Origin of the sequence: Halobaculum sp. XH14 (assembly GCF_032116555.1) — an archaeon.
GTDB classification, from domain to species: Archaea; Halobacteriota; Halobacteria; order Halobacteriales; family Haloferacaceae; genus Halorarum; species Halorarum halobium.
In genome coordinates this window covers 2,005,487-2,020,002 of record NZ_CP134949.1, presented here as the reverse complement: position 1 = coordinate 2,020,002, position 14,516 = coordinate 2,005,487, and the positions used below count along the sequence as shown (strand labels likewise).

Genomic DNA, 14,516 nt, shown 5'->3' with positions numbered 1-14,516 from the left:
GCGGCGCTCTCCGTACAGCGGCTAAAACGTTGTCCTCCTTACCGCATCGCTGATAACGGGACGGCGAGCGAGGCGTCGACCGAGAGCCAGTGGGTGAGGACCTCCTCCTCGTCGACGTCCCGCGGCGAGAGCGTACACCGGTCCGGCGCGTCCTCGTACCGGACCAGCGCGAGTTCGAGACCCGCCGGAGCCGCGAACCGCGGGTCGGACTCCGCGACGCGTGCGTCGTCGTCGGCAGTGGCGGCCATCACCGACTGGTCCCGGGGGACGACACTTAAGGCCCGCTAAGAGGTGTTCGGGGGGCTATTGAGCCGTCCGGAGCGTCCACCCGACGCTGTTTTCCCCCGGGCGGACGGAGGCTGACCTATGGAGTCGCTCGAATCCGAACTCGAGGGGGCCCGCGCGCTCGAGGTGGGTGCGCTGGCCGACGCCATCGAGTCCATCGGCTTCGAGTGTACGCGCTGTGGCGCGTGCTGTAAGGCCGACGATGCCGACCCGCATACGGCGACGGTGTTCCCCGACGAGATCCGGCGGCTCCAGGAGGTGACGGGCGATGCCGCTGTGGAGGGTAGTTCCGAGGCTGACGGCGGTTCCGAGGCGGACGGTGATTCGGCCGTGGCCACCCCCGACCGCGATGCCGAGTACGACTTCCGCGACGTCGCCAGGCCGATGCCGTACGGGCTGACCGACGATCCGGACGGCTCGGACGGCCCGAGCGGCGAGACGTTCGAGTGGGCCCTCGGGACCGACGCCTGCGGGGACTGCACGTTCTACCGTGAGCCGTCGGAGACGGCTCCGGGCGACGGCGACGCCGTCGGACCTGACGAGGGGGTCGGTGCCTGTACGGTCCACGAGGACCGGCCGCTCATCTGCAGGACGTACCCGTTCAGCGTCGCGCTCGGCGGTACCTCCCAGCCGATGGGCGAGGCGGTCGATACGGAGGGGATGGTTCGCGCGCACGAGTGCGAGGGGCTCGGCCGGGACATCTCGCGGTCGGACGCCGAGGAGCTCGCGGCGGCGCTCAAGGAGCGAGCGGTCAGGGAACTCGAGGAGGCGATCGGGGTACGTGACAACTACGAGCCGGTCGAGACCGCCGGCGGCGAGGTCGTCGTCCACGACTCGGAGGGCGCGAAGCGCCCGGACGGGACGCCCCTCGACGGCTGAGGCCGGAGCGTGGGGACCGACGGGTTCGCGGGGTCCGGACGCCCGACCGGCGAGCCGGCGGCGGCGGTAGGTATTTGTCACGCCGCCCGTAGGTTGCAACGGAGGTCCGTATCGTGAAAATCTCCGACGAACTACTCTGTCTGTTCAGTGCCGAGGTCCGCGAGGACGACGACGGCTACGTGCTCGAAGTACCGCGCCGCGAGGTTGAGACCGGAAGCGTGACTCCCGGGGAGGTGTACCGCGTCGCGCTCATCTCCCGAACGGCGGGGGGTCAGGGCGGCGAGACCGACGCCGAGACTGGCGAGGACGCCTCCCGGGAGGGCCCACAGCCGCCGGTCGAGACCGGCGAGATCCGCTACGTCGAGATCGAGGATCTGGGAAAACAGGGCGACGGGATCGCCCGCGTCGAACGGGGCTACGTCATCATCGTCCCCGGCGCCGAGGTCGGCGAGCGCGTGAAGATCGAGGTGAGCGAGGTGAAGTCGAACTTCGCCGTCGGCGAGGTCATCGAGGAGTAAATCGGGGTCGTCGCCGGACCGCGGCCGCCGCCAGTTTTCAGACTTCCGCCGTCCAGTAGGAGACCGACGCGAGCGCGTCGCCCACCGGGGTCGCGCCCATCCTCGTGTCGACCGTTCTGAAGGGGTCCGCGACCGCGTTCGGGACCTTCCGGTAGAAGCCGTACGGGAGCAGGAAGTCGTGTGACTCGTCCGCGAGGTGGAGACCCGCGTCGGTGAGCAGGCGGTCGACCTCGCCCGCCGAGTAGAGTCGAGAGCCCATCGGGAGCGCCCAGTTGTACAGCACCCGGAGCGAGGCTCCGTTGAACGTGTCGAAGAAGACGCGCCGCTTCGAGACGCGGGCCATCTCCGCGAGGAACTTCGCTGGCGTGTCCGCCAGGTGGAAAAAGCGCATGGCGAACACGGTGTCGAAGTGGTCGTCGGGGAACGGGAGGCGGGCGGCGTCGCCGCGCATGAACTCGATGTGATCGCTCACGCCAGCGCGCCTGGCCTTCTCGCGCCCCTGTGAGAGCATCGCGTCCGAGATGTCGAGGCCGACGATGTCCGCGCCCCGCTCGGCGAGCATGGCGGTGAACCGGCCGGTGCCACAGGCGATTTCGAGGACCCGCTGGTCCTCGACGGGCGCGACCGCCTCGAGCACCGCCTCCTTCTCCCGCCGGTCGATGAGTCGGCCGCCCCGCGAGAACCGCTTGGCGTCGTACTCCTCGGCCACCGAGTCGGCTTGGTACCACTCCTGCCCTTTCACGCTATGACGGCGTGAACACCCGAGTGGTAAAACCGTACTGATTGTCGCGTCTGCGTCCGATTCTCGTGGCGGCGTTCGCCACCCGTCGGTCGGCCCCTCGGGACGGCACTGCGGCGTTCTCGTCCGGCTCAGCCGCTCGTCACGACGTTTTCCGCCGGGACCCGGACGATCACCCGCGCGCCCGACTCCTCGCCGTGATGGGGGTACTCGTCGACGTCGAAGTACGCCCGCGCCAGTTCGTCGATGTGGTCGTCGGCCCCCTCGTCGATCAGTTCGGCCTCGCCGCGAACCGAGACGTAGCGGTACGGATCGTCGGGGTCGAGCACCGAGACGCCGACCTTCGGGTTCCGCTCGATGTTACGGGTCTTCTGTCGTCCGCGTGCCGTGTTGAGCAGGACGGCCTCGCCCCCGTCGTGATCGACCCAGACCGGCGTCGACTGGGGAGTGCCGTCGGGCATCACCGTCGAGAGGTGTGCGAACGACTCCTTCTCGAACACGTCGCGGTGGGACTCGGGAATCACGGTCGCGGTTGGACGAACCGACACTTGAGCCCGCCGCTGAGATGATATAAGGGATATTAGGAATACGGACCCTTTCCAGTCATATTGAGGTAACCTTTACCATTCCCCTCGGATTCGCTCGATGTATGAGCACCAGTACCGCGGACGTGGATGGCAGCGACCGTCTCTCGAAGGCAGAGTACCGCGACAGGCTCCGTGAGCTCCCCCCCAGCGCCAAGCTGGTTGCGAAGGTCCTGGAGGGTGAAACGCCCCTCTCGCAGGGGCAGCTCGCGGACGAGTCGCTGCTGCCCGACCGGACCGTGCGCTACGCGCTGAACAGGCTCGAGGAGTGTGATCTCGTCGGATCGCGCTACTCCTTCAAGGACGCGCGCAAGCAGGTCTACTTCCTCAACACGTAGCGAACCCGGTCTCGACTCCTCCCGGCTCCCCGAGCGCCGAAACGTCGGCGAACCACCCCGAACGGTGGAGACACGACGCCGGGTTGTCAGTTCCGACCCGGTTCGAAGCCTCCCTTTTAAGTCGCTGAACGGAAACATGGAGGGTATGGAGCTCTCGGTGGTCGTCCCGACCCTCAACGGTCGGGACCGCCTCGCGGCGAGCCTCGACTCGCTCGCCGCACACGCGTCCGACGCGGAGGTGGTCGTGGTCAACGGCCCCTCCGCTGACGGCACCACCGGGATGGTACGCGACCGGGACGACGTGGACGTGCTCGTCGAGATTTCGGCGAGAAACGTCAACGTCGCCCGGAACGCCGGCATCGAGGTGGCCGACGGCGACGTCGTGGCGATGCTCGGCTACGATCACCTGATCGAGGCCGACTGGCAGACGACGGTTCGCGACGCGGTCTCGACCGGCGCCGACGTGGTGACGGGGCCGCTTCGACGGACGGTGAAGGGCGGTGCGACGAGCGCCGAGGCCGAACGCCGAAACATCGCTGATCGGAGCGTGACGTACCTCAACGGGCGAAACGTCGCCTTCCGGGCCGACGTGCTCGAGGACCTCGACGGCTTCGACGAGTATCTGGAGACGGGCGGGTCGCGGGACGCCTCACACCGGCTCGGCGGGATGAACGTCGAGGTCGTCTGGCGCCCCGAGATGGGTGTGCGGCGACAGGAGCCGACGGCGGCGGACGGCGGCCGCGAGGCGCGCGACTGGGGCTGGAAGTACCGCGCGCTCGCCTACCGACTGACGAAGAACTACGGTCCCCGCCCGACCGTCGTCCGGAGAACGCTGTCTCACGCCGCGAGCGACGCCCGACGGACGCTCACCGAAGTCGTGCGGGGCGAGGCGACCCCCTCGGGATGGGTCGGCAACGGACGGGACGTGGTCGGCGGGATGGCGACCGGGGCCTCGGACGGCATCGTCGCCCGGGCGAAGGACCGATCGGACACCCGGAACCCGAACGGGTTGACCGCGAGGGCCGACCGGGCGGTCGCGAAGTACGACTGGCGCGAGTAGCCGAACGAGGCCGTTCCGACGAGCGGAATCAGTCCGCCGCGCCGGCGGTGAGTCCCGGGAACAGGCGGCCGGGATTCTTCGTGAACGCGCGCGTCATCAGGTCCTCGGGCACGTCCAGCGTCAGCACCTCCATCACCCCGACGTCGGGATGCGTGTCGGGCGCGCCCGAGCCGAAGAGGACTCTGTCCGGGTGTTCGAGGAGACCGCGTTCGAGGACCGTCCGGTAGCGGACGAAACTGGTGTCCAGGTAGAGGTCGTCGTAGGTATCGAGCATCGAGAGCGCTTCCGCCATGCGCTCACGGTCCAGCGGGAAGCCGCCGAAGCTCGTGAGAACGACGGGGAAGTCGTACTCGAGGACGGCCTCGGCGACCGCGCTCGGCGGGATCTGTGGCGAACTGTAGAACAGCACCGGCGACTCGGTCGCGGCGATCTCCTCCAGGACGGCCTCGGTCGGGAGGCCGTCCCGCGTCGGGTCGAGGACGAACCCGTGGAACCGGTCGTCGTAGGCGTACTGCTCGACGTCGCCCGGTTCGGCGTGGTGCTCGGCCGGTGCCGCGGTGAGGTTTCGGAGCTGTGAGAGCGCCCCGTTGCCGGCGTCGCGCGGGCCGTTGAGCCGAGCCATGGCGACGAACGGTCGTTCGACCGAGAGGCGTGCGACGGCGTTGTTCGCCCTGAGGTAGCCCTCCCCCCGCGGACGGGGGCCCGGCGACACCGCGGTCCGAACGACGCCCGCCTGGTGCATCTCGCGCTGGAGCCGTTCCGGGGTGATCTCCCGGCCGTGCGTGGCGACGGCCTCCTCATCGGGGTCGAGTTGCGCGTGCACGTCGACCACGCGGAACCCGTGCTCCAGTTCGAGCATCCAGCGGGGGAAGGGGAGGCCACCCCTTAGTTGTTACAGATAGTACGTGTGCCCCGACGGTCCTCCCGCGTGCTCAGCACAACCACGTCGCACTCGTCCAAATTCCGCGATGAATAACTCGAAAACTTCATATCGAACCGCGACCAATCAACTTCGAGTCTCATGTCATACATGCAACAACCACTGTACATCCTCGCGGAGGGCAGCCAGCGCACCAGCGGCGGCGACGCTCAGACGTCCAACATCGCCGCGGGTCGTGCGGTCGCCAGCGCGGTCCGAACGACGCTCGGTCCCCGCGGCATGGACAAGATGCTCGTCGACTCCTCGGGCGACGTGGTCATCACGAACGACGGCGCGACGATCCTCACGGAGATGGACATCGAGCATCCGACCGCACAGATGCTCGTCGAGGTCGCCGAGGCCCAGGAGGAGGAGGTCGGCGACGGGACGACGATGGCGGCGGTGCTCGCCGGCGAACTGCTGGCCCGCGCCGAGGAACTGCTGGAGGACGGCGTCCACCCGACGGCCATCGTCGAGGGGTACGCCGAGGCGCTCCGGCTCGGACTGGACGCCGTCGACGGGATGGTGACCGACGAACCGGTCGACGACGACCTGCTCCGGGCGGTCGCGGAGTCGGCCATGACGGGCAAGGGGACCGGCGACGTGACGGCCGACCGGCTCGCCGAACTCGTCGTCTCCGCGGTGACCCAGGTCGCCGTCGACGGCCGGGTCGAGGACGACGACGTCCGGACGTTCACCCACACCGGGGGCTCGGCGGCCGCGACGGAGCTCGTCCAGGGCGTCGTCCTCGAGGAGGAGCCCGCGAACGACGCCATGCCGCGGCACGTCACGGACGCGTCGGTCGCCGTTCTGGACACGAAGCTCGACGTGCGGACCGGCGAGATCGACTCCGAGTACACCATCACGTCGGCCGACCAGTTCGACGCCGCGCTCTCGGCCGAGGACGGCGAGCGACGCGCCATCGCCGCGACGCTCGCCGACGCCGGCGTCGACGTGGTCGTCTGCTCGAAGAAGATCGAAGACCGGGTCGCGGCCCACCTCGCCGACGCCGGCGTCCTCGCCTTCTCGAACGTGAAGCGCTCCGAGGCCCGCGCGTTCGCCCGGGCGACCGGGGCGGTCCGGCTCGGCTCGGTAGCGGACCTCGAGGCGTCGGATCTGGGCACGGCCCGCGAGGTCCGCGTCGAGCGGGTCGGCGAGGACGACCTCGCGTTCGTCGAGGGAACCGAGGGCTCCCGGACCGTCACCCTGTTCGTCCGCGGCGGCACCGAGCACGTCGTCGACGAACTCGAACGCGCGATGGCCGACGCCGTCGGCGCGGTGTCGGCCGCCATCGCCGACGGGGCGGTCGTCCCCGGCGCCGGCGCCACCGAGATCGCCGTCGGCGACCACGTCCGCGCGGGCGCCAACGCCGTCACCGGCCGCAAGCAGCTCGCGGTCGAGGCGTTCGCGGACGCCGTCGAGGCGATCCCGCGCACGCTCGCGGAGAACGTCGGGATGGACCCCATCGACGCGCTCGTGGAACTGCGCGCGACGTTCGACCGCGACGGGATCGCGGGCATCATCGCCGAGGGCCAGTCCGGCCGCGTCGGCGACCCGGCCGACGCGGGCGTCTACGACCCCGCCGCGGTCAAGCGCGAGGCGCTCGAATCCGCGACCGAGGCGGCGACGATGATCCTCCGCATCGACGACGTCATCGCGGCGAAGTAGGCCCACCCGGCGCGGTCCCGAATCGGCCGTGTGCCCTTTGGACGTCGACGCCGAACGGACGCCCATGTCGGGCAGGTCCGGGCTCGGACTGACCGAGGCGGTGTCGATGGCGCTCGGCGGGATGATCGGCGGCGGCATCTACGCCGTGCTCGGCGTCGTCACCGGGATCACCGGCGCGACGACGTGGTTCGCGTTCCTCCTCGCCGGCGTCGTCGCCCTCTGTGCGGGCTACTCGTACGTCAAACTCAACGAGATGGCCGACCAGAACGGCGGCTCGGTAACGTTCGTCCAGCACTTCACCGGCAACTCGACGCTCGCCGGGATGGTCGGCTGGACGCTGCTGTTCGGCTACGTCGGCTCGATGGCGATGTACGCGTTCGCGTTCGCCGAGTTCGGCCTGACGCTGCCTGGCGTCCCCGACTCGGTCGCCGGCCTCCCGCTGCGGCCGGTCGTCTCCGTCCTCGTCGTCGCCGCGTTCGTCGGCCTGAACCTGCTGGGCGCGCGGGCGACCGGGTCCGCGGAGAACGTCCTCGTCGGGCTGAAGGTCGCCATCCTCGTCGCGTTCGGCCTCGCGGGGCTGGCTTACGGCTACGCCGTCTCCCCGGAGCCGACCCGGTACGGCTTCTCGGGGCTCACCTCGTTCGGACCGGTGATGGCCGCGGCCGTCTCGTTCGTCGCGTTCCAGGGGTGGCAGTTGCTCTTCTACGACCAGGAGGGAATCGAGGACGCCCGGCCGACGATCAGGAAGGCGGTGTACGTCTCGATCCCCGCCGCCGTCCTCGTTTACGTGCTCGTCGGCGTCGTGACGTTCAACCTGGCCCCGGAGGCGATCCAGTCGAACCCTCACACGGCGCTGACGGACGCCGCGGCCCGCGTCGGGGGCGTGGTCGGACTCGCCGGCGCGGGCGCGCTGCTCGTCTCGCTGTCGGCGCTGTTCTCGACGGGCAGCGCGATCAACGCGACGCTGTTCTCGGCGGGCTACTTCGCGAAGGGGATGCTCTCGAAGGACCTGCTGCCCGATCGGGTCGGCGATTCGAGCGCGAGCGGCGTCCCGCGCCGGACGTTGCTCGTGCTCGGCGCGATCACGGCGGCGTTCAGCGCGGTCGGCAGCCTGGGCGTCATCACCAACTTCGCGTCCGTCTCGTTCATCGTCGTCTTCGGCGCGATGAGCTTCCTCGCGTTCCGTCACCGCGACCACGCGGACGTCCACCCCGCGCCAGCCGTCGTCGGGACGGTCGGGGCCGCCGGCTTCCTCGTCCTCCTGTCGTATCACCTCTACACGTCGACGCCGAGCACGTTCTACCTGATGCTCCTGCTCGCCGCGGCAGTGGTGACCGTCGAACTGCTGTATTTCGAGCGTGACGTCCTGGAGGAGGAGGTCGAGACGCTGGAGGAGCGGGCGCTCGACACGCTCTGACGGTCCATTCGGGGCTGATCGGCCTACTCCGGCTGCGGGGAGAACGCGAGTTCGTCGCCGGGTGCGAGCCCGAAGGCGTCGTCCCCGCGCCCCTGGTTCACGTCGCACTCGACGTAGCCGTGGCTCCCGACGGTCACGAGCGGGTCGCCCGAGTCGACGCCGGCGAACGTCTCCACGACCGGGACCCGCATCGAGCCGTGCGGCGTCTCGACCAGCAGTTCGGTTCCGACGAGGCCCTCGAGAAACGAGCCGGGGACGTTCGTGACGACGTTGCCGAAGTCGTCGACGACGAGCGCCTCGCCCGCGGCGCGGTCGTCGTCCACGTCCGCCCCGGGGAGTCGCAGGTCGACGGCGTCGTCGGTCGGCGTCAGCGCGTCGAGCGCGCGGAGGTCCGCCACCCCGGCGTCGTGGACGGCCGCCGCGGTCGGCGCGAACACGTCCCGGCCGTGGAAGGTGCTGCTGGCCGGGCTCTCGACGTCGACCGCGAACGCTTCGACCTCGACGTCAGCGTCGACCCCCGCAGCCGGAGCACTGCCGTCGGTATCACTCGCCGACTCGGCCACGAGTGCCCGCGCCGGCGGCAGCAACGAGCCGTTGTCCGGCCCGACGAGCGCGTGCTCGCCGGCCCTGACGACCAGCGCGTCGCGGTCGGTGCCGACGCCGGGGTCGACGACAGCGAGGTGGACGGCCGGCGGGAACTCGGGAAGCACGAACCGCAGCCAGAACGCGGCGGCGCGCACGTCCTGTCGGGGCAGGTCGTGGGCGACGTCGACCAGCCGCGGTTCGCCGTCGGTTTCCGAGAGGAGGACGCCCCTCATCGCCGCCGGGTACGGGGAGCCGAAGTCGGAGGCCAGGGTGAACATCTACTCGGGGTCGGCGCTGTCGTCGCCGTTCGCGTCCGTGTCGGCGACGCGGCGGAGCCGTTCCACGCCGTCGATCTCCTCGATGACGTCGACGACCGCGTCGGGGACGAGCGTCTTCCAGCCGTCCCCGCGCACCATCCGGTCGCGGAGTTCCGCGCCCTCCAGCACCTCGCGGCGGAACATCGGCGAGGAGCGGACCTCGACGCCCGCCTCCCGGAACAGCTGGACGACGAGCGGGTTGTTCGAGTAGGCCACGTCGAACTTCGGCGACATCGACTGGACGTGGCTCACCCAGACCGAGTTGCGGTCGAGGTCCTCGATCGGCACGGGGTACGTTCGCAGGTCGAGTTCGTCGACCGACTTGCTCACCATCATGATGCGCTCGCCGGCCGTGAAGGGGTTCCGCATCGTGTGGGAGTCGCCGGCCGAACCGATTCCGAGGACGAGTTCGTCGACCTCGTCCGCGATCTCCTCGACCATGTGGTGGTGGCCGTCGTGGAACGGCTGGAACCGGCCGATGTAGAACCCCCGCATACGAGTCGGTATCTCCCGCTGAGTTTATAAGCCCGGCGAGACGCCTCGAATCAGGAAAACGGCCGTATCGAGCCGACTACGGTGCGTCTGGCTCCGGTTGCTGACGTCACGTAAGGGGAGAAAGTATATCAGTTCACGGGCCCTCGAATCGGGTAGCAACGATTCTATGAGTAACGATTCGAACGACAGTCGCGGCGGCGTGCCCGCGGAGGACGCGCCAGTCGTCGACGATCCCGGGTCTAACGGGACGACGGGTGACGGGCCGTTCGAGGATCCCGACCGGCCCTCCGAGGAGGAGGGATCCATCGAGGACCTCGGCAGCGACGTCGAGATCGAAGCCGAGATCGACGAGGAGTCCGAGGACGACCTGCTGGGCGGCCTCGTCATCGACTCGACCGGCGAGATCAGAGTCCCCGACCGTCTCGTGGACCAGGTCATCGGGCAGGAACACGCCCGCGACGTGGTGATGAAAGCGGCCAAACAGCGTCGGCACGTGATGATGATCGGCTCGCCCGGGACGGGCAAGTCGATGCTGGCCAAGGCGATGTCGGAACTCCTCCCGCCCGAGGAGCTCCAGGACGTCCTCGTCTACCACAACCCGGACGACGGGAACAACCCGAAGGTCCGGACGGTCCCGGCGGGCAAAGGTGAACAGATCGTGGAGGCCCACAAGGAGGAGGCCCGCAAGCGAAACCAGATGCGGACGTTCCTCATGTGGATCATCATCGCGGTGGTGCTCGGCTACGCGCTGCTGGCCATCGGGAACATCCTCATCGGCATCATCGCCGCCGGGATCATCTACCTCGCGTTCCGCTACAGTTCGCGCGGCTCCGACGCGATGATCCCGAACCTGCTGGTGAACAACGCGGACACGAAGACCGCGCCCTTCGAGGACGCGACCGGCGCCCACGCCGGCGCGCTGCTGGGCGACGTCCGCCACGACCCGTTCCAGTCGGGCGGGATGGAGACGCCGAGCCACGACCGCGTCGAGGCCGGCGCCATCCACAAGTCGAACAAGGGCGTGCTGTTCGTCGACGAGATCAACACCCTCGACATCCGGTCCCAGCAGAAGCTGATGACCGCGATCCAGGAGGGCGCGTTCTCCATCACGGGCCAGTCCGAGCGCTCCTCGGGCGCCATGGTCCAGACCGAACCCGTCCCGACGGACTTCGTCATGGTCGCGGCGGGCAACCTCGACGCGATGGAGAACATGCACCCCGCGCTCCGCTCGCGCATCAAGGGGTACGGCTACGAGGTGTACATGGACGACACCATCGAGGACACCCCGGAGATGCGCCGGAAGTACGCCCGCTTCGTGGCCCAGGAGGTCGCCAAGGACGGCCGCCTGCCGGAGTTCGACCGGGAGGCCGTCGAGGAGGTCATCCTGGAGGCGCGTCGCCGCGCCGGCCGGAAGGACCACCTCACGCTGAAGATGCGGAACCTCGGCGGCCTCGTCCGCGTCTCGGGCGACATCGCCCGCGGCGAGGACGCCGACGTCGTCACCCGCGAGCACGTGCTGCAGGCGAAGGGGCGCAGCCGCTCCATCGAACAGCAGCTCGCGGACGACTACATCGAGCGCCGGAAGGACTACGAACTGCAGGTCTCCGAGGGGTTCCAGATCGGCCGGGTCAACGGACTCGCCGTCATGGGCGAGGACTCGGGTATCATGCTCCCCGTCATGGCCGAGGTGACCCCCTCGCAGGGGCCCGGCCAGGTCATCGCCACCGGGCAGCTCCAGGACATGGCCGAGGAGGCCGTCCAGAACGTCTCGGCGATCATCAAGAAGTTCTCCGACGAGGACATCACCGAGAAGGACATCCACATCCAGTTCGTCCAGACCGGCCAGCAGGGCGTCGACGGTGACTCCGCGTCGATCACGGTCGCCACCGCGGTCATCTCCGCGCTGGAGAACGTCGGCGTCGACCAGAGCCTCGCCATGACGGGCTCGCTGTCGGTCCGGGGCGACGTGCTCCCGGTCGGCGGCGTGACCCACAAGATCGAGGCGGCCGCCAAGTCCGGCTGTGACACGGTCATCATCCCGAAGGCGAACGAGCAGGACGTGATGATCGAGGAGGAGTACGAGGAGATGGTCGAGATCATCCCGGTCTCGCACATCTCCGAGGTGCTCGAGGTCGCCCTGGAGGGCGAACCCGAGAAGGACTCGCTCGTCGACCGCCTGAAGAACATCACCGGCTCCGCGCTGGAGAAGGCCGGCGAAGGGCAGGGCACCCGCGGCCCGTCCAGTCCCAGCCCGCAGTAACGAGCGGTGCCCGAGTGGACGACGTTCGCGGGGCTGACGGGCGTCGTCCTCCTGCTGTTACTCGTTCTCGCGCGACTCACCCAGGAAGCGGTCGGCGGCGGGACCGCCGACGTCGGGTCGGATCGGTCCGGCGACGCGCACTCGACAGGATCGGCTCCCGACTCGAACCGGAACCGGAACCCGAAATCGGACTTCTTCGCCGAGGAGTGGCGATGGGGCCCCGACGAGAGGGCGGTCACGCGGGAGTCACGGCCGTCCGAGGAGCAGAGTGGTCCCGCCGGACCGCGGTCGGCAGACGCGCAAAACGTCCTCGACGCGCCCGGCAGTGAGGACACGAGTCACCCCCCGGGCCCGACCCGGCCAGAACTCGCCGACCTCCCGCAGCCGGCGTTGCTGGCCAACGTCGCGCTCTCGCAGGGGCTGTTCGGACTCGTCCTCGTCATCGGCGCCTGGTGGGCAGAGATCCCCCTCTCCGCGCTCGGACTCGATCCGGTCGCGACGCCGAAACTGCTCGGGATCGGCCTCGGTCTCGGGCTCCTGTTGTGGGTCGCGAACGAACTCGCGGGTCGCGTCGGCGCACGGTTCGGCGTCGACGGCGGCGAACGGCTCCGGGAACTGCTCGCCCCGGACACGCCCGGCGGGTGGGTGCTGTTGCTGGCGGGCGTGCTGCCGCTCGTCGCGCTGTTCGAGGAGTTCCTGTTCCGGGCCGCGCTCGTCGGGGTGCTCGGCGCGGGGTTCGGTCTCCCGGCCTGGCTCCTGATCGCCGGCTCGTCGGTCGCGTTCGCGGTCGGGCACGGCGCGCAGGGGCGGGCCGGGATGCTCGTGACGGGGACGCTGGGAGCCGTTCTCGCGGTCGCGTTCGTGGCGACCGGGAGCCTCCTCGTCGTGGTCGTCGCACACTACCTCGTGAACGCGCTGGAGTTCCTCGTCCACGAGGGACGGACGCCGGGCGTCTGACGCGCTCCAAACGCTTTTGTGACGGTCCAGTGTGGGGGTGGCAATGGCCACACGGATTGCGCCGGACCGGCGGACGGTGCTGTTCGCCGCGATGGGCGTCCTCTTCGCGGTCGCGGTCGCGGTGACCGACGAGGTCAGCCTCACGAGCGCGGCGTTCGCCAGCGCGCTCCCGTGGCTCGCGCTCGCGCTCGCGGCGGTGTTTCTCGTGATCGACGCGGACCAGGTTGCCGCGACGCTGTTCGTCGTCGCGGCCGCGCTCGGGATCGCGGCCGGCCCCGTGGGCGTCCCGGCGCTGACGACGGCCGGCGGTGCCGTGCTGGCGGCGGGGTTCGTCGTCGCCGGGGCGCGCCGCTGGAATGACCGTCCGTCCCGACCCCACCGCCGGTAGCTATTTTGCCGGCGCCCCGTTCGGTTCGCGCATGGGAGACGTTCGCAAGCACGCCTGGGACATGGCAGCCGAGGCCGAGGCCGACGGTGACGTGGAGGTGCTCGCCGTCGAAGACGCGCGGGAGGAGTGGGACGAGGACGGGCGGACCATCTTCCTCGACGTGCGCGACGTCCGGGAGCGCTGGCTGGAGGGCGCAGTCCCGGGGGACACCCACGCGCCGCGCGGGATGCTGGAGTTCTGGGCCGATCCGGAGACGGAGTACTACCGGGACTACTTCGAGACGGACCGCCGGTTCGTCTGTTACTGCAACGAGGGCGGTCGCTCGGCGCTCGCGGCGAAAGTGCTGGACGAGATGGGGTTCGAGGACGTCGCCCACGTCGAGGGCGGATTCACGGCCTGGCAGGAGTCCGGCTTCGAGACGACCGAGGTCGAACAGGCGGACTACTCGTAGCGACTGGCCCGCCTCCCGGTCGCCGATTCCGAACCGGCGATCGGCGCTGCTCGTCGGTCAGGACTCGATCCCGCGGAGCGTCTCCGCCACGTCCGGCGGCGTCGCCCCCGTCGCGTCCGTCACCCGGTGGTCCGGTACGAAGATCGGAACCGGGTTCGCCCGGAGCGCCTCCCGCGCCGTCTCCAGGTCGGCATCGGCCTCGTGGTCCAGCCCCGACGTCATCCGAACGACGAGCTCGAGCGTGACCGTGTCGCCGTAGGGGACGTTCCCCACGGCGTCGAGCACGCGGCGCTGCTCGGTGGGGACGGTGATGGCGAGCGTCACGTCCGAGAACGAGTCCTCCTCGCCATCGAGGTACGCGAACAGCCGGTCGAGCGTCGGATGGTCCGAGCCGGCGTCCGGCGGCAGGGATTCGGGAAACGAGACCGAGAGGGCCCGTCCGCCGGCCACGCCGAGTTCGACCGCCCGGCCCAGCCGGTCCGACTCGCGTGCGTACACGCCGGTGTCGGTGTCGTCCATACGTGACCGTCGATTCGGCGGCGTTTCAATCCAGTGGCACCGTAGCGACCGACGACCTCAGTGAGAGAGTGGGCGGCGACCGCCGACGACGCACGTCGCGGCCGCGCGACGCAATCCTTATGTACGAATACATCCAT

Annotated in this window: 17 protein-coding genes; 10 read left to right on the top strand and 7 right to left on the bottom strand. The window is 69.7% G+C overall.

What is annotated here, in order from left to right:
• Window positions 1-38: 38 nt before the first annotated feature.
• Window positions 39-248 (bottom strand): DUF7511 domain-containing protein, encoded by a 210-nt coding sequence (locus RJT50_RS10300; RefSeq protein ID WP_313691201.1) that lies wholly within the window; start codon window positions 246-248, stop codon window positions 39-41.
• A gap of 118 nt (window positions 249-366) precedes the next feature.
• Between RJT50_RS10300 and RJT50_RS10295 the strand changes: the two genes are divergently transcribed.
• On the top strand, window positions 367-1,164 hold the full coding sequence (locus RJT50_RS10295) for a YkgJ family cysteine cluster protein (RefSeq protein ID WP_313691200.1): 798 nt from the start codon (window positions 367-369) through the stop codon (window positions 1,162-1,164).
• A 113-nt stretch (window positions 1,165-1,277) separates the two neighbouring features.
• A complete protein-coding gene (locus tag RJT50_RS10290) occupies window positions 1,278-1,682 on the top strand; it encodes a TRAM domain-containing protein (protein ID WP_313691199.1) in 405 nt (134 codons plus the stop codon).
• Window positions 1,683-1,719: 37 nt separating this feature from the next.
• On the opposite strand, the gene RJT50_RS10285 is transcribed toward RJT50_RS10290, so the two are convergent.
• Both RJT50_RS10285 and RJT50_RS10280 read right to left on the bottom strand, forming a co-directional pair.
• The gene (locus RJT50_RS10285; protein ID WP_313691198.1) at window positions 1,720-2,424 is read right to left on the bottom strand and encodes a class I SAM-dependent methyltransferase; all 705 of its coding nucleotides are present in this window, start codon (window positions 2,422-2,424) and stop codon (window positions 1,720-1,722) included.
• A gap of 128 nt (window positions 2,425-2,552) precedes the next feature.
• A complete protein-coding gene (locus RJT50_RS10280) occupies window positions 2,553-2,945 on the bottom strand; it encodes a PPOX class F420-dependent oxidoreductase (RefSeq protein WP_313691196.1) in 393 nt (130 codons plus the stop codon).
• A gap of 125 nt (window positions 2,946-3,070) precedes the next feature.
• Here RJT50_RS10280 and RJT50_RS10275 point away from each other — a divergent pair, with 125 nt between their 5' ends.
• Window positions 3,071-3,343, top strand: coding sequence for a MarR family transcriptional regulator (locus RJT50_RS10275; protein WP_313691194.1), 273 nt, complete (start codon window positions 3,071-3,073; stop codon window positions 3,341-3,343).
• Window positions 3,344-3,488: 145 nt separating this feature from the next.
• Window positions 3,489-4,403, top strand: a complete 915-nt coding sequence (locus RJT50_RS10270) for a glycosyltransferase family 2 protein (protein ID WP_313691193.1) — start codon at window positions 3,489-3,491, stop codon at window positions 4,401-4,403.
• Between the two features lie 28 nt (window positions 4,404-4,431).
• On the opposite strand, the gene RJT50_RS10265 is transcribed toward RJT50_RS10270, so the two are convergent.
• Window positions 4,432-5,262, bottom strand: a complete 831-nt coding sequence (locus RJT50_RS10265) for an amidohydrolase family protein (protein WP_313691192.1) — start codon at window positions 5,260-5,262, stop codon at window positions 4,432-4,434.
• Window positions 5,263-5,433: 171 nt separating this feature from the next.
• Between RJT50_RS10265 and thsA the strand changes: the two genes are divergently transcribed.
• Together thsA and RJT50_RS10255 are read left to right on the top strand one after the other, a co-directional pair.
• Window positions 5,434-6,990: a thermosome subunit alpha gene (thsA, locus tag RJT50_RS10260; RefSeq protein WP_313695972.1), complete on the top strand. Its 1,557-nt coding sequence runs from the start codon at window positions 5,434-5,436 to the stop codon at window positions 6,988-6,990.
• A 64-nt stretch (window positions 6,991-7,054) separates the two neighbouring features.
• A complete protein-coding gene (locus tag RJT50_RS10255) occupies window positions 7,055-8,407 on the top strand; it encodes an APC family permease (RefSeq protein WP_313691191.1) in 1,353 nt (450 codons plus the stop codon).
• Window positions 8,408-8,430: 23 nt separating this feature from the next.
• On the opposite strand, the gene RJT50_RS10250 is transcribed toward RJT50_RS10255, so the two are convergent.
• A complete protein-coding gene (locus tag RJT50_RS10250; protein ID WP_313691190.1) occupies window positions 8,431-9,270 on the bottom strand; it encodes an SAM hydrolase/SAM-dependent halogenase family protein in 840 nt (279 codons plus the stop codon).
• On the bottom strand, window positions 9,271-9,804 hold the full coding sequence (locus RJT50_RS10245; RefSeq protein ID WP_313691188.1) for a nicotinamide-nucleotide adenylyltransferase: 534 nt from the start codon (window positions 9,802-9,804) through the stop codon (window positions 9,271-9,273).
• Between the two features lie 166 nt (window positions 9,805-9,970).
• On the opposite strand from RJT50_RS10245, the gene lonB reads away from it, so the two are divergent.
• Genes lonB through RJT50_RS10225 form a run of 4 tightly spaced genes read left to right on the top strand, consistent with a single transcriptional unit; the run spans window position 9,971 to window position 13,860 of the window.
• Window positions 9,971-12,064 (top strand): ATP-dependent protease LonB, encoded by a 2,094-nt coding sequence (lonB, locus tag RJT50_RS10240; RefSeq protein WP_313691186.1) that lies wholly within the window; start codon window positions 9,971-9,973, stop codon window positions 12,062-12,064.
• 6 nt (window positions 12,065-12,070) lie between these two features.
• On the top strand, window positions 12,071-13,021 hold the full coding sequence (locus RJT50_RS10235) for a CPBP family intramembrane glutamic endopeptidase (protein ID WP_313691184.1): 951 nt from the start codon (window positions 12,071-12,073) through the stop codon (window positions 13,019-13,021).
• A 43-nt stretch (window positions 13,022-13,064) separates the two neighbouring features.
• Complete coding sequence (locus RJT50_RS10230; RefSeq protein WP_313691182.1) at window positions 13,065-13,409, top strand: hypothetical protein; 345 nt, start codon at window positions 13,065-13,067, stop codon at window positions 13,407-13,409.
• 31 nt (window positions 13,410-13,440) lie between these two features.
• A complete protein-coding gene (locus RJT50_RS10225) occupies window positions 13,441-13,860 on the top strand; it encodes a rhodanese-like domain-containing protein (RefSeq protein ID WP_313691180.1) in 420 nt (139 codons plus the stop codon).
• Between the two features lie 57 nt (window positions 13,861-13,917).
• Here RJT50_RS10225 and RJT50_RS10220 read toward each other — a convergent pair whose 3' ends face one another.
• Window positions 13,918-14,379, bottom strand: coding sequence for an MGMT family protein (locus tag RJT50_RS10220; RefSeq protein WP_313691178.1), 462 nt, complete (start codon window positions 14,377-14,379; stop codon window positions 13,918-13,920).
• Window positions 14,380-14,516: the final 137 nt, after the last annotated feature.